Raw genomic sequence first — 18089 nt, 5'->3', positions numbered from 1 at the left:
CGAACTCAGACCCGCGCGCGATTGCGCTCGGATATCTGTGTGTTCAGCGTCCAGAAGTCGTAGAGCACGCCGATGAAGAACAGCCCGCCGGTGAACAGGTAGAGGATGCCGGTGATCCATTTGCCCTGATACATGCGGTGCACGCCGAAGACGCCGAGAAAGGTCAGCAGGATCCAGCCCACCGTGTAATCAATAGGCCCCGGCTGGAAGCGCAGGTCCGCTTCGCGATCCATCGAGGGGATCAGGAACAGGTCGATGATCCAGCCGATGAAGAACAGGCCGAGGGTGAAGAACCAGATGGTGCCGGTGATCGGCTTGCCGTAATAGAAGCGGTGGGAGCCGAGAAAGCCGAATATCCACAGGAGATAACCGATCAGCGTGCTGTGAGTGTTCTGCCGCATCCGAACCTCGATAGGCGGTTGAGTGAATGACGACCAGCTTATCCGATAATTCGCTCAGCCGGCGCCGCCAGACGGCCACCGAAGCCGTCGCCTGCCGTGATACTGTATATGCAAACAGTACTCATGGTTCCCGTCATGCAACTGATCGACAAACTCAGCGTGCTCGCCGACGCTGCCAAGTACGACGTTTCGTGTGCCAGCAGTGGCGCGCCGAAGCGCTCGTCCAAAGGCAAGAGCGGGCTCGGCGCCACCGATGGCATGGGCATCTGCCACAGCTTTACCCCGGATGGTCGCTGCGTGGCGCTGTTGAAGATCCTGCTCACCAATTTCTGCCTGTACGACTGCCAGTACTGCGTCAATCGGCGCTCCAGCGACGTACCCCGCGCGCGCTTCACGCCGGAGGAGGTAGTCGAGCTGACGCTGGACTTCTATCGCCGCAATTGCATCAGCGGGCTCTTCCTCAGTTCCGGCATCATCCGCTCGGCCGACTACACCATGGAGCAGCTGGTGCGGGTCGCCAGGCTGCTGCGCGAAGAGCATGAATTTCGCGGCTACATCCACCTCAAGACGATTCCCGATGCCGACCCGCTGCTGATCGCCGAAGCCGGGCGCCATGCCGACCGGCTCAGCGTGAACATCGAGCTGCCGACCGAGAGCAGCCTGATTCGCCTGGCCCCGGAAAAACAGGTGCTGACCATCAAGCAGGCCATGCACACCATCCACCAGGGCGAGGCCGAGGCCAGCGCGGAGAAGCGTGCACCGCGTTTCGCTCCTGCCGGGCAGAGCACGCAGATGATCGTTGGCGCCGATGACACCGATGACCGCACCATCCTGCATACCGCGCAGTCCCTTTACGGCGACTACCGCCTGCGGCGGGTCTACTACTCGGCGTTCAGCCCCATTCCGCACAGCCCGAAAAGCGTGCCGTTCGCCGCACCGCCACTGTTGCGCGAGCATCGGCTGTACCAGGCGGATTTTCTCATGCGCGGCTATGGTTTCTCGGCCGGCGAACTGCTCAGCGGCCCCGGTAACCTTGCCCTGGACGTAGACCCGAAACTGGCCTGGGCGCTGGCCAACCGGGAGCATTTCCCGATTGACCTCAACCGTGCCGAACCGACCATGATTGCCCGCGTTCCCGGTATCGGCGTGCTCAGCGCCAAGCGACTGGTGGACCTGCGACGGCACAAGCGCATCCGCTTCGAGGACCTGACCCGCCTGCGCTGCTCACTGGAAAAGGCCAAGCCGTTCATCGTCACCCATGACTACCGCCCCAGCCTCGCCGGGCAGGAATCGACGGCGTTGCGGCAGCACCTGCGCGACGGCTCGCCTACGCAGATGGCGCTCTGGTGATGCGCACGGTGCGCTTCGACGGAAGCTTCCAGGGCTGGCGAGACGCGGCGCGGGTGCTGCTGCAGGAGCAGATCGCACCGCATGAGGTGAACTGGGTAAGCGGCGGAGATGTCGGCTTGTTCGATGAGCCGATGCCCGCGCCAGCAGCCACCGACGGGCCGCGCATCCGCGTACCTCGGCAGCTCCTCGATGAGTTGGAGATGGCCGCACGCTTTCGCACCGAGCATCGCTGGAGCCTGCTGTATCGCGTGCTCTGGCGGGTCATACAGGGCGACGCCAGCGCCAGAATGGCGGGCGATGTCGATGGCAGCGAGCTGCATGCACGAATCAAGGCGGTTCGCCGCGAGGCGCACCATCTGCATGCCTTCCTGCGCTTCAGCCCGCTGGAAGATGGCGACGGCCCGCGGCATGTAGCCTGGTTCGAACCGGCGCACGACGTGCTGCCATGGGCCGCACACCATTTCGCCGAGCGCATGGGCGAGAACAGCTGGCTGATCGCGACACCGGACGATGGTGTCTGCTGGAACGGTCAGACCCTTCATCACGTCAGCCCCTGCCCGCCGCAATGGCAGCGCCTGGCGCAGAGCGCTGCCGACCCCGGCGGCGAACTATGGAAGGCCTATTACGAGAGCACCTTCAATCCGGCCCGATTGAACCGCAGCGTGCTGCAAAGCAACCTGCCGGTACGGTTCTGGAAGAACCTGCCCGAAGGCATGCTGATTCCGCAATTGATGAGTCGCGCACGCGCCGGTGCGCAGCGTGATGGCCAGGCCGAGCGCGTTGCCGCCCGGCAGGGCAAGCGCATCGGCCGGCAGCCGGACGCGGACGCTTAACGGAAGCGCCGGCCCGGGTCCTCGTCGCTGACCTCCAGGCTCAGGCCCTGGGATACGCTGGTCAGGTGCTCACCGTCGGTTTCCGAACCCAGCTTGATCAGCAGTCGCAGGTCGTTGGCCGAGTCAGCATGCAGCAGGGCATCTTCGTAGGTGATCTCGCCCTGCACGTAGAGGTTGTACAGCGCCTGGTCGAAGGTCTGCATACCCAGCTCGGTGGAGCGCTTCATCAGCGATTTCAGCTCGTGCACCTCGCCCTTGCGGATCAGGTCGGCCGCCAGCGGCGTATTGATCAGCACCTCGATCACCGCACGACGACCCTTGCCGTCCGGGGTCGGAACCAGCTGCTGGGCGACGATGGCCTTGAGGTTGAGCGACAGGTCCATCCAGACCTGGTTGTGCCGGTCCGGCGGGAAGAAGTTGATGATGCGGTCCAGCGCCTGGTTGGCGTTGTTGGCGTGCAGCGTGGCCAGGCACAGGTGGCCGGTTTCGGCGAAGGCGACCGCGTAATCCATGGTTTCGCGGGTACGGATCTCGCCGATGAGGATCACGTCCGGCGCCTGGCGCAGGGTGTTCTTCAGCGCCACCTCGAAGGAGCTGGTGTCGATGCCCACTTCGCGCTGGGTGACGATGCAATTCTGGTGCTGGTGGATGAATTCGATCGGGTCTTCGATGGAGATGATGTGCCCGCTGGAGTTCTTGTTGCGGTAGCCGATCATCGAGGCCAGCGACGTCGACTTGCCGGTACCGGTGGCGCCGACGAACAGCACCAGACCACGTTTGGTCATCGACAGCTTCTTCAGGACGTCCGGCAGCTTGAGTTCTTCGATGGTCGGGATGTTGGTCTCGATGCGACGCAGCACCATGCCGGCCAGGTTTCGCTGATAGAACGCGCTGACACGGAAGCGGCCGATGCCGCGGGCGCTGATGGCGAAGTTGCATTCGTGGTTCTCGGTGAACTCGCGGCGCTGCTGCTCGTTCATCACGCCGTGCACGGTTTCCCGGGTCATCTCCGGCGACATGGGCGTCTTGCTCACCGGCATGATCTTGCCGTTGACCTTCATCGACGGCGGCACGCCAGCCGTGATGAACAGATCGGAGCCGCCTTTTTCGACCATCAGGCGCAGAAGTTTCTCGAATTCCATCGTCGTACTCGCAATCGTGGCAAGCGCCGCACCGGGCGGCGTCCGGGGTTGTCAGGCGTTTAGAAATTCTCGGGCTGCTTGGCCTTTTCCCGCGCGCTGTCGCGGCTGATCAGGCCCTTGGCCAGCAGCCCCTTGAGGCACATGTCCAGGGTCTGCATGCCGAGCGAACCGCCGGTCTGGATCGCCGAGTACATCTGCGCCACCTTGTCCTCGCGGATCAGGTTACGGATCGCCGGGGTGCCGATCATGATCTCGTGGGCCGCGACGCGGCCGCCGCCGATCTTCTTCAGCAGGGTCTGCGAGATCACCGCCTGCAGCGATTCGGAGAGCATCGAGCGGACCATGGACTTTTCTTCGGCCGGGAACACGTCGACCACGCGGTCGATGGTCTTGGCGGCGGAGGTGGTGTGCAGCGTGCCGAACACGAGGTGGCCGGTTTCCGCGGCGGTCAGTGCCAGGCGAATGGTTTCCAGGTCGCGCATCTCGCCCACCAGGATGATGTCCGGGTCTTCACGCAAGGCCGAGCGCAGCGCCTCGGAGAAGCCCAGGGTGTCGCGGTGCACCTCACGCTGGTTGACCAGGCACTTCTTCGACTCGTGAACGAATTCGATGGGGTCTTCGATGGTAAGGATATGGTGGTATTTGGTGTTGTTCAGGTAATCGAGCATCGCCGCCAGGGTGGTCGACTTACCCGAGCCGGTCGGCCCGGTGACCAGCACCAGCCCGCGCGGCACGTCGGTGATCTTGCGGAAGACCTCACCCATGTTGAGGTCCTCCATGGTCAGCACCTTGGACGGAATGGTCCGGAACACGGCGCCGGCGCCGCGGTTCTGGTTGAAGGCGTTGACGCGGAAGCGCGCCACACCCGGCACCTCGAACGAGAAGTCGGTTTCGAGGAATTCCTCGTAATCCTTGCGCTGCTTGTCGTTCATGATGTCGTAGATCAGCGCATGCACCTGCTTGTGGTCCATGGCCGGCAGATTGATGCGCCGCACGTCACCATCGACGCGGATCATCGGCGGCAGGCCGGCGGAAAGGTGCAAATCCGACGCACCCTGCTTGGCGCTGAAGGCCAGCAGTTCAGTGATATCCATGGGACTCCCCAATTACAAGCGAGCAGGTAGAATGCCGCGCAGACCCCAAGGCGGCGGGCGCAAGTAATGTCCACGATAGAGAAGAATATTGCAAAGGTCGGAGCACGCATCCGTGAGGCGGCGCAAGCTGTGGGTCGTGAGCCCGCCACCGTGGGCCTGCTGGCCGTCAGCAAGACCCAGCCAGCCGCTGCCATTCGCGACGCATTCGCCTCCGGCCTGCGCAATTTCGGCGAGAACTATCTGCAGGAAGCGCTGGACAAGCAGGCCGAGCTGGACGACCTGCCGCTGACCTGGCATTTCATCGGCCCCATCCAGTCAAACAAGACCAAGGCCATCGCCGAACACTTCGACTGGGTGCACTCGGTGGACCGCCTGAAGATCGCCCAGCGCCTCTCCGATCAGCGCCCTGAGGCGCTGCCGCCGTTGAACATCTGCCTGCAGGTGAATGTCAGTGGCGAGGCCAGCAAGTCCGGCTGTGCACCGCAGGAGGTGCAGCAGCTGGCGCGGGCGATCACCGCGCTGCCACGACTGCGCCTGCGCGGTCTGATGTGCATCCCGGCCCCCAGCGAGGATCCGGCCGAGCAACGCGCCGCCTTCGCCCGTCTGCGGCAGCTTCGCGACGAGCTGGCACTTGATCTGGATACGCTGTCCATGGGCATGAGTCAGGATCTGGAAGCTGCCATTGCCGAAGGTGCGACCTGGGTTCGCATCGGCACTGCTCTCTTCGGCGCCCGTGACTACGGCCGCCCTCAATAAAGGAATCGCTATGACCTCTCCCCGCATCGCCTTCATCGGCGCCGGCAACATGGCCGCCAGCCTGATCGGCGGGCTGCGTGCCCAGGGCATCGCCGCTGATGCCATCCGCGCCAGCGACCCGGGTACCGAACAGCGCGCGAAAATCAGCGCCGAACACGGCATCCAGACCTTCGCCCAGAATGCCGAAGCACTGGCTGACGCCGATGTGGTGGTGCTGTCGGTTAAGCCGCAGGTGATGCAGGCCGTCTGCCGCGACCTGGCCGCCCACCTCGAACATGGGCCGCTGATTGTTTCCATCGCTGCCGGCATCAGCTGCGACAGCCTGCAGCGCTGGCTCGGCCCGCGGCCGCAGGCGATCGTGCGCTGCATGCCCAACACACCGGCGCTGCTGCGCCAGGGCGTCAGCGGCTTGTTTGCCAACGCCCAGGTCAGTGCCGAGCAGAAGGCCCAGGCCGAACAGCTGCTGTCAGCCGTCGGCATGGCGCTGTGGCTCGACGAGGAGCACCTGATCGATGCGGTGACTGCCGTTTCCGGCAGTGGCCCGGCCTATTTCTTCCTGCTCATCGAGGCGATGACCGCTGCCGGCGAGCAGCTCGGCCTGCCTCGCGAAACCGCCGCCCAGCTGACCCTGCAGACCGCACTGGGAGCAGCCCGCATGGCCTGCGAGAGCGATGTCGAGGCGGCCGAACTGCGACGCCGCGTCACCTCGCCGAACGGAACCACCGAAGCGGCGATCAAAGCCTTCCAGGCTGGCGGCTTCGAGCAGCTGGTGCAGCAGGCATTGAACGCCGCTGCACAACGCTCGGCCGAACTGGCCGAACAACTGGGCCAATAAGGAGCATTCATGTCCCAACTCTCGCAAGCCCTGATCCTCGTCATCCAGACCCTGGGCAGCCTTTACCTGCTGATCGTGCTGCTGCGCTTCATCCTCCAGCTGGTACGTGCCGACTTCTACAACCCGCTCAGCCAGTTCATCGTCAAGGCCACCCACCCGCTGCTACGCCCGATGCGCCGCGTCATCCCGAGCATGGGCTCGCTGGACCTGTCCTCGCTGGTACTCGCGATCATCGTGCAGATGGTGCTGATGGCGCTGATCCTGCTGATCGCCTACGGCACCACCGGCAATCCGCTGCTGCTCCTTGTCTGGGCGCTGGTAGGCATCACCGGCCTGTTCCTCAACATCTTCTTCTGGGCGCTGATCATCAGCGTGATCCTCTCCTGGGTCGCGCCGGGCAGCCACAACCCGGGCGCTCAGCTGGTCAGCCAGATCTGCGAGCCGGTGTTGATGCCCTTCCGCCGCCTGCTGCCGAACCTCGGCGGGCTGGATATCTCGCCGATCTTCGCCTTCCTCGCGATCAAGCTGCTGGACATGCTGGTGGTGAACAACCTGGCCACCATGACCCACATGCCGAACATCCTGCGCATGCTTATCTGAGACGCCGTTCATGCTTTGCAGTCAAAGCGGCGGGCCGACGCGAAAAGCGCCTCGGCTTGCCGCCTGGCAGCACGTAGACTGCATTTTCTCGGCTGTTTCCATCCTACCTCGCGGCATGACCGCGGGGATGTGAACGAGGACATCGACTCGACCCGAGCCGGCGATGACCGTCTATGCCACCGGCAGGCCCGTTCGGTCGCGTCAGGCCTGGACTGAATTGACCGCGCATCGGCGGGTCCGATAATTCGCCGAATCACACCGGGAGCTGGATGAGCATGGAACGACTCGATCGACACGTGGACGCCTACGTCACCTGGAAGCGCGATCTGATTCGTGAGATCACCCGCTATCGCAGCTGGCTGGCGCACAACCGATTGAGCAGCGAGGCCGTCGACGCGCGCCTGGAACGTGCGCTACGGGTGCTGCGCACCGATCACATCACCCTGGCGTTCGTCGGCGAATACTCCCGCGGCAAGACCGAGCTGATCAACAGCCTGTTCTTCTCCAGCTATGGCCAGCGCATCCTGCCGTCCCGCGCCGGTCGCACCACCATGTGCCCCACCGAGCTGCTCTTCGACCCGCGTTCGGAACGATCCTATATTCGCCTGCTGCCCATCGAGTCGCGCCTGGAAGACACCAGCATCGCCCAGCTCAAGCGCACCTCGCGACTGTGGCTGAACCTGCCGCTGGACCCACGTGACCCGCAGAGCATGGCCGAGGCCTTCGCCCAGGTCGCGCAAACCAAGACCGTGCCGGTGGAACAGGCGATCGCCCTCGGCTTCGATCCCGCCACGCTGGAGAGCGTGGGCGGCGGCGACGATGTACTGGTGCCCGCCTGGCGTCACGCCATGGTCAACTTCGACCATCCGCTGCTGCGGCAGGGTCTGCGCATCCTCGACACGCCCGGTCTGAACGCGCTGGGCAGCGAACCCGAACTGACCCTGTCGATGCTGCCCAACGCCCAGGCCATCGTCTTCCTGCTGTCCGCCGACACCGGCGTCACCGCCAGCGACATGCAGATCTGGCAGCAACACATCCGCCAGCTCGACGAAGACACGCAGAACAGCCTGTTCGCCGTGCTGAACAAGATCGACGTGCTCTGGGACGATGTCGCCGGCGAGGCATTCGTGCAGAACGCCATCGAGCAGATCCGCGAGACCACCGCGCAACAGCTGGGCATCGATGCGGCCGACGTCCTGCCGCTTTCGGCCAAACAGGCGCTGATGGCGAAGATCCGGGGCGATCAGGCGCTGCTCGAACGCAGTCAGCTGGCCGAGCTGGAGCAGCTGCTCAGCCAGCGCATCCTGGCGCAGAAGGAGCGCCTGCTCGAAGATCAGGTGGTGCTCCAGGTAATGGCGCTGATCCAGAACAGCCAGCACGCCCTGCGGTTGCGCCTGGAAAAGGTCATCGAGCAACGCGACCTGCTCGCCAGTCACCAGCAGGGCAGCGGCCAGATGCTGCTTGAGCTCACCGCGCGCACGCGCCACGAGCACAACCGCCACCATAAGCGCCTGCTCGACCTGAAGACCAACCAGCGCCTGCTGCAGCGCCAAGGCGAGCTGCTGCGGGCGGCGATCCGCGCGGAGCGGCTGGAAGAGCACCTGACCCGCCTGCGCCGCAGCCTGACCGGCAGCCTGACCACGCTGGGGATCAACCTGGCGATCCTGCATTTCTTCCGCTCGGTTGAGCAGGACCTGGGCATCCTCGAACAGGAAGCCGAACGGGCCAACAAGATGGTGTCGGCGATCTATCGCCGGCATAGCGAAGAGAACCCGCTGCACGGCATCGACCCGCCACTGTTCCAGCTGCAGCCCTACCAGCGCGAACTGCGTGCCCTGCAAGGCAAGGCCGACCAGTTCCGCCTGCAGCTCAAGACGCTGCTGACCGAGCAGCGCACGCTGACCCGGCGCTTCTTCGCCACCCTGGTGCAGGAGGTCATCGGCCTGCATCAGCGCCTGCGCCAGGAAGCCGAGCGCTGGTCCGGCGATGCCCTGACGCCGCTGCTGCAGTTTTCGCTGGAGCACAAGCAGCAGCTGGAAACCCACATGCTGCGCCTGAAGAGCCTGGCCAAGGAAAGCCAGCAGAACAGCCAGCGCGGTCAGCTGCTGACCCGCTACAGCGGCGAACTGGAACAGCAACTGACGCAGGCCGCGGAGATGCTGCGCGCGCTGCGCCGCCCTGCACCGCTTCGCCGCCAGAGCAAGGTGGTCAGCCTGAGCAGCGTCCAGATCAGCTAGCTTCGCTGCCATTTGACGCCATCGTGGATGGCGAAATGGCAACGCGCCCACCCGCCGCTGTATTTCAGGATGAATTGCAGCGCGCTTACCTTTAGACTTTGCCGCCTTCTCCAAGCAAGAGCCAGGGTCGATGCCCACTGCAATTCCCGCCGATTCCGTTGGCCTGGTGAGTCCGCAGGTCGCGCATTTTGCCGAACCACTGACACTCGCCTGCGGCCGCACGCTGGCCGATTACCAGCTGATCTACGAAACCTACGGCGAACTCAACGCCGCGCGCAGCAATGCCGTGCTGATCTGCCATGCCCTGTCCGGCCATCACCATGCTGCCGGCTACCACAGCGAGGACGATCGCAAGCCCGGCTGGTGGGATTCCTGCATCGGCCCGGGCAAGGCCATCGATACCGATCGTTTCTTTGTAGTCAGCCTGAACAACCTCGGCGGCTGCAACGGCTCCACCGGCCCCAGCAGCACCAACCCGGCCACCGGCAAACCCTACGGCGCGGACTTCCCGGTCGTCACCGTGGAGGACTGGGTGCACAGCCAGGCACGCCTGGCCGATCGGCTCGGCATCAACCAGTGGGCCGCAGTGGTCGGCGGCAGCCTGGGCGGCATGCAGGCCCTGCAGTGGACCATCAGCTATCCCGAGCGGGTGCGTCACTGCCTGGCGATTGCCTCGGCGCCCAAGCTGTCGGCGCAGAACATCGCCTTCAACGAAGTGGCACGCCAGGCGATCCTCTCCGATCCCGAGTTCCACGGCGGGCATTTCCAGGAAATGGGGGTCATCCCCAAGCGCGGCCTGATGCTGGCACGCATGGTCGGCCACATCACCTACCTGTCCGATGATGCCATGGGCACCAAGTTCGGCCGCGGGTTGAAGAGCGAAAAGCTCAACTACGACTTCAACAGCGTCGAGTTCCAGGTCGAGAGCTACCTGCGCTACCAGGGCGAGGAGTTCTCCGGGCGCTTCGACGCCAACACCTATCTGCTGATGACCAAGGCGCTGGATTACTTCGACCCGGCCGCGGCCAACGATGACGACCTGGCCCGGACCTTCGAGGTCGCTCAGGCGGACTTCTGCGTGATGTCCTTCACCACCGACTGGCGCTTCTCGCCGGAACGCTCGCGGGAAATCGTCGACGCCCTGCTCGCGGCACGCAAGAACGTCTGCTACCTGGAGATCGACGCGCCGCAGGGTCACGACGCCTTCCTGATTCCCAACCCCCGCTACCTGCAAGCCTTCCGCGGTTACATGAACCGCATAGCCGTATAAGGAACGAAGATGCGCGCCGATCTGGACATCATCCAAGACTGGATCCCGGCCGGCAGCCGAGTCCTCGACCTCGGCTGCGGCAACGGCGAGCTGCTCGCCTGGCTGCGCGACCACAAGCAGGTCAGCGGCTACGGCCTGGAGATCGACCCGGACAACATCGCCGCCTGCATCGACAAGGGCGTCAACGTCATCGAACAGAACCTCGACCTCGGCCTTGGCAACTTCGCCAGCGACAGCTTCGACATGGTGGTGATGACCCAGGCGCTGCAGGCGGTGCACTACCCCGACAAGCTGCTCAAGGAAATGCTGCGAGTCGGCCGCGAGTGCATCATCACCTTCCCCAACTTCGGCCACTGGCGCTGCCGCTGGTACCTGGCGAGCAAGGGCCGCATGCCGGTATCGGAGTTCCTCCCCTACACTTGGTACAACACGCCGAACATCCACTTCTGTACCTTCGAGGATTTCGAGCGACTGTGCCAGGAAAGCGGTGCCAGGGTGCGCGAGCGTCTGGCCGTGGACCGCGACCACAAGCACGGCTGGGCGAGCCGACTCTGGCCCAATCTGCTGGGCGAAATCGGCATCTATCGTGTCACCGGGCCGTCCCGCTGACCCACCAACGCAGGAGGTAGACCCATGAAACGCATGCTGATCGGCCTGCTGGCCGCACTGCTCACCTTGCCGGCACTGGCCGAGCGCAAGCACAGCGTCGGCGAGTACGACATCCATTACATCGCCTTCAATTCCGGCTTCCTGCAGCCGGACATCGCCGCAGCCGCCGGCCTGGTGCGCAGCAAGACCCAGGGCGTGGTCAACGTGTCGGTGGTCAAGGATGGCAAGCCGGTCGCCGCCCAGGTCAGCGGCCAGGTGAAGAACCTGCTCGGCCAGGATCGCCAGCTCACCTTCAAGCAGCTCAAGGAAGGCGACGAGGCGATCTACTACCTGGCGCAGTTCCCCTTCGACTCCCAGGAAACCCTGCGCTTCCGCCTCACCGTGCAGCCGACCGGCGCGCAGCCGTTCAGTTTCGAGTTCAACCAGGAATTCTTCCCCGACCGATGATGCCTTTTTCCGAACTGGTGCTGGCCAGTCACAACGCCGGCAAACTCAAGGAACTCCAGGCCATGCTCGGCGACGCCGTGCGCGTCCGCTCGGTGGCCGAGTTCAGCACCGTGGAGCCGGAAGAAACCGGCCTGTCCTTCATCGAGAACGCCATTCTCAAGGCGCGCAATGCGGCACGGATCTCCGGCCTGCCGGCCCTGGCCGATGACTCGGGCCTGGCGGTCGACGCCCTGGGCGGCGCACCGGGTATCTACTCGGCGCGCTACGCCGATGGCCAGGGCGACGCAGCCAACAATGCCAAGCTGCTGCAGGTACTGCGCGACGTCCCGGACGCCGAGCGCGGCGCGCAGTTCGTCTGTGCGCTGGCCCTGGTGCGGCACGCCGACGATCCGCTGCCGATCATCTGCGAAGGCCTCTGGCATGGGCGCATCTTGCATGCGCCGCGCGGCGAGCACGGCTTCGGCTACGACCCGCTGTTCTGGGTACCGGAGTGCGACTGCTCCAGCGCCGAGCTGCCCGCCGCGCAGAAGAACCAGCTCAGCCACCGCGCACGCGCCATGGCCCTGCTCAAGCAGCGGCTGGGGATATGATCGCCGCAAGCGCCGCGCCGGCAACCGGCCAGGGCCGCTTCGAACTGCCGCCTCTGGCGGCGTACGTCCATATCCCCTGGTGCGTGCGCAAGTGCCCGTACTGTGACTTCAACTCCCACACGGCCGGCCCTGAACTGCCGGAAGAGGCCTATGTGGCCGCGCTGCTGGCGGATCTGCGGGCCGACCTCGAGCACGTCCAGGGCCGCCGGCTGAGCTCGATCTTCTTCGGTGGCGGCACGCCAAGCCTGTTCTCCGCCCGGGCACTGGCCGCCATCGTCGAGGGCCTGGAGCATCTGGTCGGGTTCGCCGACAACATCGAGATCACCCTGGAAGCCAACCCCGGGACCTTCGAGCAGGCCAAGTTCCGCGATTACCGCCAGCTCGGCATCAATCGATTGTCGATCGGCGTGCAGAGTTTCCAGGCCGCCAAGCTCAAGGCGCTCGGGCGCATCCACGACGGCGGCGAAGCCATCCGCGCAGCGGACATGGCCCGTGCCGCAGGCTTCGAAAACTTCAACCTCGACCTCATGCATGGCCTGCCGGACCAGAGCCTGGAGGATGCGCTGAGCGACCTGCGCACCGCCATCGCCCAGCAGCCGACGCACCTGTCCTGGTACCAGCTGACCCTGGAACCGAACACCCTGTTCTGGAGCCAGCCACCGCAGCTGCCGGAAGACGACATCCTCTGGGACATTCAGGAGGCCGGCCAGGCACTGCTCGGCGAGCACGGCTATCGCCAGTACGAGACCTCCGCCTATGCCCAGCCGGGCCGACAGGCGAGGCACAACCTGAACTACTGGACCTTCGGCGACTTCCTCGGCATCGGTGCCGGTGCCCATGCCAAGCTCAGCCATGCCGACGGCCGCATCCTGCGCAGCTGGAAGACCCGCCTGCCGAAGGACTACCTCGATCCGGCCAAGGCCTTCCGCGCAGGCGAGAAGCAGCTGACCGCGGACGAGCTGCCCTTCGAATTCCTGATGAATGTGCTGCGCCTCACCGACGGCGTGCCGGCCGTGCTGTTCACTCAACGCACAGGGCTGGCGCTGGATGCGATCGCCAAGCCACGGCGCGACGCCGAGGCTCGGGGTCTGCTGTCCAACGATCCCGACCGGCTGGTGGCGACGCCCAAAGGCCAGCTGTTTCTCAACGACCTGCTACAGAGCTTCCTGCCTTAAGGACCCTGCATGGATTTGCTACTCGACCTGATCGTCACGCTGTCGCGCTGGAGCCGCAGTCACCTGTCCGATATCTCCCTCGCGCTGATGGCAACACTCTTCGTGCTGTTCGGCCCGGCGGTGAACGCCTGGGTCAAGAACACGGTGAGCAGCCTCAACTTCTTCCTGCGTACGCTGATCTTCGTGCTCGTCTGCGCGGTGGGCTACGGCCTGGCCATCGTCTTTCTCACACCTTGGATGACCCAGGGCCTGGCGCACCTGAACAACTACAGCCTGGCGCCGGTGCTGCTGCTGATCTTCTTCCTCATCGGCGTGATCGCCGACCGCAACTGACGCCACTCAGCCTTCGCGCAGGAAGCGGTCGAGATCGACCGCCTCGCCGGGCTGCAGGTGCAACTGCTGCCGCAGATCCGCATACAACGGGTCATACAACGCGTGAAAGCCGAACAGGATGTCCTGCCTGACCTGTACGCCATGGTCACGCAGGCACCGGCGAATGCGCTGCAGGAAGTTGTAGGCGACATCCCGATGCATCCGGAACTGCTCGTCGATATGCACCTGAGGTGCCTCGACGCGCAGGTGAAAGCACGCCCACTCCGGCCTCGGTTCGGCACCTTCGACGTGATAGTCGAGGGTCAGGTGATAGCCGGGGCGCGCCTCGGTCGGCAGCCGGCTGATTTCCACATGTCCGGGTCTGAACACCGCTTCCCCTCGCTCGAAGCTGACTGCGCAATGGCTGTGCCGGTCCGGCTGCGTTCATCGCACCGCAACCGGCCAAAGGCATCCTTGCACCATCACTCACACACTTTCTTGACGTCTGTCATGACCGCAACGCACTGGCAGGCATTCAATGGTCCCGCTACGCACGGTCTTGAAAGGAGACAGGGTAATGACCACGACCTCGAAGCAACTGAAACTCAGCGCGCTGGTGGCGCTGGTGATGGGTTCGATGATAGGCGGCGGAATCTTTTCCCTGCCGCAGAACATGGCGGCCAGTGCCAGCGCCGGCGCCATCCTGATCGGCTGGGCAATCACTGCCGTGGGCATGCTGACTCTGGCCTTCGTGTTCCAGAGCCTGGCCAACCGCAAGCCGGAACTCGACGCCGGTGTCTACGCCTATGCCAAGGCCGGTTTCGGCGACTACATGGGCTTCTCCTCCGCCTGGGGCTACTGGATCAGCGCCTGGATCGGCAACGTCAGCTACTTCGTGCTGCTGTTCAGCACGCTGGGCTACTTCGTTCCGATGTTCGGCGAGGGCAATACCCTGCCGGCGGTGATCGGCGCCTCGCTGGTGCTCTGGGGCGTGCATTTCCTCGTCCTGCGCGGTATCCGCGAGGCGGCGTTCGTCAACCTGGTCACCACCATCGCCAAGATCGTGCCGTTGATCCTGTTCATCGTGATCACCGCGGTGGCCTTCCGCCTGGACGTGTTCACTGCCGACTTCTGGGGCCGTGGCAACCCGGAGCTGGGCAGCGTGATGCAGCAGGTACGCAACATGATGCTGGTGACGGTGTGGGTGTTCATCGGTATCGAGGGCGCCAACGTGTTCTCGGCGCGCGCCGAGCGCCGTAGCGACGTCGGCCGCGCCACGGTCATCGGCTTCTATAGCGTGCTCGCGTTGCTGGTGCTGGTGAACATCCTGTCGATGGGCATCATGAGCCAGGCCGAGCTGGCGGGCCTGAAGAACCCTTCCATGGCGGGCGTGCTGGAGCAGGTGGTCGGTCGCTGGGGCGCGGTGCTGATCAGCGTCGGCCTGGTGGTTTCGCTGGCCGGTGCCCTGTTGTCCTGGACCCTTCTGTGTGCCGAGATTCTCTTCGCCGCCGCCCGTGACCACACCATGCCGAGCTTCCTGCGCAAGGAAAATACCCGCCACGTTCCGGTCAATGCGCTGTGGCTGTCCAACGGGCTGATCCAGCTGTTCCTGATCATCACCCTGTTCAACGCCTCCACCTATCTCAGCCTGCTCTACCTCGCCACCTCGATGATCCTGGTGCCGTACTTCTGGTCGGCGGCCTATGCGTTGCTGCTCGGGGTTCGCGGCGAGGGATACGCGAACGCCGCGGGTGAACGGCGCAAGGACACGCTGATCGCCGCCGTCGCTACGCTATATGCCGTGTGGCTGGTCTATGCCGGTGGCATCCAGTATCTGCTGTTGTCGGCGCTGCTCTATGCGCCGGGGGCACTGTTCTTCGCCAAGGCCAAGCGCGAACTGGGGCAGCCGGTATTCAGCGGCGTCGAGAAGCTGATCTTCGCCGCCGTGCTCATCGGGGCGGCGATCGCGGCCTACGGCCTCTACGACGGTTTCCTGTCCCTCTGACCGGCGCCCCGGCGCCCTCTCTCGCCAAGGCCACAAGCGTTGGCGAGCCACTCTGCACCTACCGGTGCAATGACTGACGGAGGCAAATGCCATGACTCAGCAACTAACGAAACTGGGTGTCCATTCCGAGGCGGGCAAGCTGCGCAAGGTGATGGTCTGCTCGCCCGGCCTCGCCCACCAGCGCCTGACGCCGAGCAACTGCGACGAGCTGCTGTTCGACGATGTGCTCTGGGTCAACCAGGCCAAGCGTGATCATTTCGACTTCGTCACCAAGATGCGCGAGCGCGGCGTCGAGGTGCTGGAAATGCACAACCTGCTGACCGAGACGGTGAGCAATCCGGTGGCGCTGAAGTGGATTCTCGACCGCAAGATCACCGCCAACCAGGTCGGCATCGGCCTGCAGGACGAGGTGCGTAGCTGGCTCGAAGAACAGCAACCCCGGCAACTTGCCGAATTCCTGATCGGCGGGGTGTCCGGCAGCGACATTCCGGGCACCCGCAGCGGCGAAGTCGTCAGCCTGTTCCGCGACTATCTGGGCCACTCGAGCTTCATCCTGCCGCCGCTGCCCAACACCCTGTTCACCCGCGACACCAGCTGCTGGATCTACGGCGGTGTATCGCTCAACCCGATGCACTGGACCGCGCGCCGCCAGGAAACCCTGCTCGCGGCCGCGATCTACCGCTTCCATCCGCAGTTCGCCGGCCAGGACTTCAAGGTCTGGTACGGCGACCCCGAGCTCGACCACGGTCTGGCCACGCTCGAAGGCGGCGACGTGATGCCGCTCGGCAAGGGCGTGGTGCTGGTCGGCATGGGCGAACGCAGCTCGCGGCAGGCCATCGGCCAGTTGGCGCAGTCGCTGTTCCGCCACGGCGCGGCCGAGCGCGTGATCGTCGCCGGCCTGCCGCGTTCCCGCTCGGCGATGCACCTGGATACGGTGTTCAGCTTCTGCGATCGCGACCTGGTGACCATCTACCCCGACGTGGTGCACGGCATCGTCGCGTTCAGCCTGCGCCCCGACGAAAGCAAACCCGGCGGCATCGACCTGCGCCGGGAAAAGGCCAGCTTCCTCCAGGTGGTCGCCGAAGCTCTCGGCCTGCCCGCCCTGCGGGTGGTGGAAACCGGCGGCGACAGCTACGAGGTGGAGCGTGAGCAGTGGGACGACGGCAACAACGTGGTCGCCCTTGAACCCGGGGTGGTCATCGGCTACGACCGCAACACCTTCACCAACACACAGCTGCGCAAGGCCGGGGTGGAAGTCATCACCATCAGCGCCAGCGAACTGGGCCGTGGTCGCGGCGGCGGCCACTGCATGACCTGCCCGATCGCGCGCGACGCGCTCGACTACTGATCACCGCGCCGGGCCCACCCCGGCAAACCGACATTGCGGAGGACTCACCCCATGGCCTTCAACATTCACAACCGCAGCCTGCTCAGCCTGATGCACCACAGCGAGCGCGAACTGCAGTACCTGCTCGATCTCTCCCGCGACCTCAAGCGCGCCAAGTACAGCGGTACCGAGCGCCAGCATCTCAAGGGCAAGAACATCGCGCTGATCTTCGAGAAGACCTCCACGCGAACCCGCTGCGCCTTCGAGGTGGCCGCCTACGATCAGGGCGCCAACGTCACCTACATCGACCCCAACTCCTCGCAGATCGGCCACAAGGAAAGCATGAAGGACACCGCGCGGGTGCTCGGACGGCTGTACGACGCCATCGAATACCGTGGTTTCAAGCAGGAGATCGTCGAGGAGCTGGCGCGCTACGCCGGCGTGCCGGTCTACAACGGCCTGACCGACGAATACCATCCGACGCAGATGATCGCCGACGTCATGACCATGCGCGAGCACAGCGACAAGCCGCTGCACCAGATCAGCTACGCCTATCTGGGCGATGCGCGCAACAACATGGGCAACTCCCTGCTGCTGATCGGCGCCAAGCTGGGCATGGATGTACGCATCGCCGCGCCGCGCGCCCTCTGGCCCAGCGAGCAACACGTCAAGGCCTGCGAGGAATTCGCCGCGCAGAGCGGTGCGCGCCTGCTGCTCACCGAGGATACGCAGGCGGCGGTGCAAGGCGTCGACTTCATCCACACCGACGTCTGGGTCTCGATGGGCGAGCCGATGGACGCCTGGGCCGAGCGCATCCAGCAGCTGCTGCCCTACCAAGTGAACGCGGCGCTGATGCAGGCGAGCAACAACCCGCGGGTGAAGTTCATGCATTGCCTGCCGGCGTTCCACAACAGCGAGACCAAGGTCGGCAAGGAGATCGCCACGCGCTATCCGCACCTGGCCAACGGTATCGAGGTCACCGAGGAGGTGTTCGAATCCCCGGCCTGCATTGCCTTCGAGCAGGCGGAGAACCGCATGCACACCATCAAGGCGATCCTGGTCTCCACCCTCGCCGACATCTGACGTGACCGGCGCCCGTGATGGGC

Annotated in this window: 19 protein-coding genes; 15 read left to right on the top strand and 4 right to left on the bottom strand. The window is 64.7% G+C overall.

The window, feature by feature from the left end:
• Positions 1-5: 5 nt before the first annotated feature.
• Entirely contained in the window at positions 6-401 is a 396-nt protein-coding gene (locus P5703_RS23785) for an NINE protein (protein WP_011914966.1), read from the bottom strand.
• Positions 402-536: 135 nt separating this feature from the next.
• On the opposite strand from P5703_RS23785, the gene P5703_RS23780 reads away from it, so the two are divergent.
• Both P5703_RS23780 and P5703_RS23775 read left to right on the top strand, forming a co-directional pair.
• Positions 537-1751 (top strand): putative DNA modification/repair radical SAM protein, encoded by a 1215-nt coding sequence (locus P5703_RS23780; RefSeq protein WP_049340316.1) that lies wholly within the window; start codon positions 537-539, stop codon positions 1749-1751.
• On the top strand, positions 1751-2584 hold the full coding sequence (locus P5703_RS23775; RefSeq protein ID WP_019405533.1) for a TIGR03915 family putative DNA repair protein: 834 nt from the start codon (positions 1751-1753) through the stop codon (positions 2582-2584). Before P5703_RS23780 ends, P5703_RS23775 begins: the two co-directional genes overlap by 1 nt.
• Here the strand turns inward: P5703_RS23775 and P5703_RS23770 are convergent.
• Both P5703_RS23770 and pilT read right to left on the bottom strand, forming a co-directional pair.
• On the bottom strand, positions 2581-3726 hold the full coding sequence (locus P5703_RS23770) for a PilT/PilU family type 4a pilus ATPase (RefSeq protein WP_019405534.1): 1146 nt from the start codon (positions 3724-3726) through the stop codon (positions 2581-2583). The two genes, P5703_RS23775 and P5703_RS23770, sit on opposite strands and share 4 nt — an antisense overlap.
• Before the next feature lie 59 nt (positions 3727-3785).
• Positions 3786-4820 carry a type IV pilus twitching motility protein PilT gene (gene pilT / locus P5703_RS23765; RefSeq protein ID WP_011914970.1) on the bottom strand — a complete coding sequence of 345 codons (1035 nt, stop codon included), beginning with the start codon at positions 4818-4820 and terminating at the stop codon, positions 3786-3788.
• Positions 4821-4886: 66 nt separating this feature from the next.
• Here pilT and P5703_RS23760 point away from each other — a divergent pair, with 66 nt between their 5' ends.
• The 10 genes from P5703_RS23760 to P5703_RS23715 all read left to right on the top strand — a co-directional run bounded on the left by P5703_RS23760 (position 4887) and on the right by P5703_RS23715 (position 13672).
• A complete protein-coding gene (locus P5703_RS23760) occupies positions 4887-5576 on the top strand; it encodes a YggS family pyridoxal phosphate-dependent enzyme (protein WP_020305660.1) in 690 nt (229 codons plus the stop codon).
• A 10-nt stretch (positions 5577-5586) separates the two neighbouring features.
• Positions 5587-6411: a pyrroline-5-carboxylate reductase gene (gene proC / locus P5703_RS23755; RefSeq protein WP_049325487.1), complete on the top strand. Its 825-nt coding sequence runs from the start codon at positions 5587-5589 to the stop codon at positions 6409-6411.
• Positions 6412-6420: 9 nt separating this feature from the next.
• The gene (locus P5703_RS23750; protein ID WP_014598006.1) at positions 6421-7011 is read left to right on the top strand and encodes a YggT family protein; all 591 of its coding nucleotides are present in this window, start codon (positions 6421-6423) and stop codon (positions 7009-7011) included.
• Between the two features lie 269 nt (positions 7012-7280).
• On the top strand, positions 7281-9248 hold the full coding sequence (locus P5703_RS23745; RefSeq protein ID WP_049340280.1) for a dynamin family protein: 1968 nt from the start codon (positions 7281-7283) through the stop codon (positions 9246-9248).
• Positions 9249-9378: 130 nt separating this feature from the next.
• The gene (metX, locus tag P5703_RS23740; RefSeq protein ID WP_013984329.1) at positions 9379-10518 is read left to right on the top strand and encodes a homoserine O-succinyltransferase MetX; all 1140 of its coding nucleotides are present in this window, start codon (positions 9379-9381) and stop codon (positions 10516-10518) included.
• Positions 10519-10527: 9 nt separating this feature from the next.
• On the top strand, positions 10528-11127 hold the full coding sequence (gene metW / locus P5703_RS23735; RefSeq protein ID WP_011914976.1) for a methionine biosynthesis protein MetW: 600 nt from the start codon (positions 10528-10530) through the stop codon (positions 11125-11127).
• Positions 11128-11151: 24 nt separating this feature from the next.
• On the top strand, positions 11152-11574 hold the full coding sequence (locus P5703_RS23730) for a DUF4426 domain-containing protein (protein WP_013984330.1): 423 nt from the start codon (positions 11152-11154) through the stop codon (positions 11572-11574).
• Positions 11571-12164, top strand: a complete 594-nt coding sequence (rdgB, locus tag P5703_RS23725) for an RdgB/HAM1 family non-canonical purine NTP pyrophosphatase (RefSeq protein WP_011914978.1) — start codon at positions 11571-11573, stop codon at positions 12162-12164. The genes P5703_RS23730 and rdgB overlap by 4 nt, the downstream gene beginning before the upstream one ends.
• A complete protein-coding gene (hemW, locus tag P5703_RS23720) occupies positions 12161-13339 on the top strand; it encodes a radical SAM family heme chaperone HemW (RefSeq protein WP_125842301.1) in 1179 nt (392 codons plus the stop codon). Before rdgB ends, hemW begins: the two co-directional genes overlap by 4 nt.
• Positions 13340-13348: 9 nt before the next feature.
• Positions 13349-13672 carry a DUF3392 domain-containing protein gene (locus P5703_RS23715; RefSeq protein ID WP_125852415.1) on the top strand — a complete coding sequence of 108 codons (324 nt, stop codon included), beginning with the start codon at positions 13349-13351 and terminating at the stop codon, positions 13670-13672.
• A gap of 6 nt (positions 13673-13678) precedes the next feature.
• Here the strand turns inward: P5703_RS23715 and P5703_RS23710 are convergent, their stop codons facing one another.
• A complete protein-coding gene (locus tag P5703_RS23710; protein WP_255222867.1) occupies positions 13679-14041 on the bottom strand; it encodes a DUF5064 family protein in 363 nt (120 codons plus the stop codon).
• Positions 14042-14228: 187 nt separating this feature from the next.
• Here P5703_RS23710 and arcD point away from each other — a divergent pair, with 187 nt between their 5' ends.
• The 3 genes from arcD (at position 14229) to P5703_RS23695 (ending at position 18066) form a co-directional block, all read left to right on the top strand.
• Positions 14229-15656 (top strand): arginine-ornithine antiporter, encoded by a 1428-nt coding sequence (arcD, locus tag P5703_RS23705; protein WP_254161967.1) that lies wholly within the window; start codon positions 14229-14231, stop codon positions 15654-15656.
• 91 nt (positions 15657-15747) lie between these two features.
• A complete protein-coding gene (gene arcA, locus P5703_RS23700) occupies positions 15748-17004 on the top strand; it encodes an arginine deiminase (RefSeq protein WP_014598009.1) in 1257 nt (418 codons plus the stop codon).
• Between the two features lie 51 nt (positions 17005-17055).
• Positions 17056-18066, top strand: a complete 1011-nt coding sequence (locus P5703_RS23695; protein ID WP_011914984.1) for an ornithine carbamoyltransferase — start codon at positions 17056-17058, stop codon at positions 18064-18066.
• The last annotated feature ends 23 nt before the right edge of the window (positions 18067-18089 follow it).

Source organism: Stutzerimonas sp. FeSN7 (assembly GCF_030263795.1).
GTDB classification, from domain to species: Bacteria; Pseudomonadota; Gammaproteobacteria; order Pseudomonadales; family Pseudomonadaceae; genus Stutzerimonas; species Stutzerimonas stutzeri.
The sequence above is the reverse complement of the archived record's forward strand: the minus strand, read 5'-3'. Positions and strand labels throughout refer to the sequence as shown.

Coding starts and splice junctions, on each gene's coding strand:
- hemW (WP_125842301.1), top strand. CDS start 12,161: ATGATCGCCGCAAGCGCCGCGCCGGCAACCGGCCAGGGCCGCTTCGAA.
- P5703_RS23695 (WP_011914984.1), top strand. CDS start 17,056: ATGGCCTTCAACATTCACAACCGCAGCCTGCTCAGCCTGATGCACCAC.
- metW (WP_011914976.1), top strand. CDS start 10,528: ATGCGCGCCGATCTGGACATCATCCAAGACTGGATCCCGGCCGGCAGC.
- P5703_RS23745 (WP_049340280.1), top strand. CDS start 7,281: ATGAGCATGGAACGACTCGATCGACACGTGGACGCCTACGTCACCTGG.
- arcD (WP_254161967.1), top strand. CDS start 14,229: ATGACCACGACCTCGAAGCAACTGAAACTCAGCGCGCTGGTGGCGCTG.
- pilT (WP_011914970.1), bottom strand. CDS start 4,820: ATGGATATCACTGAACTGCTGGCCTTCAGCGCCAAGCAGGGTGCGTCG.
- metX (WP_013984329.1), top strand. CDS start 9,379: ATGCCCACTGCAATTCCCGCCGATTCCGTTGGCCTGGTGAGTCCGCAG.
- P5703_RS23760 (WP_020305660.1), top strand. CDS start 4,887: ATGTCCACGATAGAGAAGAATATTGCAAAGGTCGGAGCACGCATCCGT.
- P5703_RS23770 (WP_019405534.1), bottom strand. CDS start 3,726: ATGGAATTCGAGAAACTTCTGCGCCTGATGGTCGAAAAAGGCGGCTCC.
- proC (WP_049325487.1), top strand. CDS start 5,587: ATGACCTCTCCCCGCATCGCCTTCATCGGCGCCGGCAACATGGCCGCC.
- rdgB (WP_011914978.1), top strand. CDS start 11,571: ATGATGCCTTTTTCCGAACTGGTGCTGGCCAGTCACAACGCCGGCAAA.
- P5703_RS23785 (WP_011914966.1), bottom strand. CDS start 401: ATGCGGCAGAACACTCACAGCACGCTGATCGGTTATCTCCTGTGGATA.
- P5703_RS23775 (WP_019405533.1), top strand. CDS start 1,751: ATGCGCACGGTGCGCTTCGACGGAAGCTTCCAGGGCTGGCGAGACGCG.
- P5703_RS23780 (WP_049340316.1), top strand. CDS start 537: ATGCAACTGATCGACAAACTCAGCGTGCTCGCCGACGCTGCCAAGTAC.
- P5703_RS23750 (WP_014598006.1), top strand. CDS start 6,421: ATGTCCCAACTCTCGCAAGCCCTGATCCTCGTCATCCAGACCCTGGGC.
- P5703_RS23715 (WP_125852415.1), top strand. CDS start 13,349: ATGGATTTGCTACTCGACCTGATCGTCACGCTGTCGCGCTGGAGCCGC.
- arcA (WP_014598009.1), top strand. CDS start 15,748: ATGACTCAGCAACTAACGAAACTGGGTGTCCATTCCGAGGCGGGCAAG.
- P5703_RS23730 (WP_013984330.1), top strand. CDS start 11,152: ATGAAACGCATGCTGATCGGCCTGCTGGCCGCACTGCTCACCTTGCCG.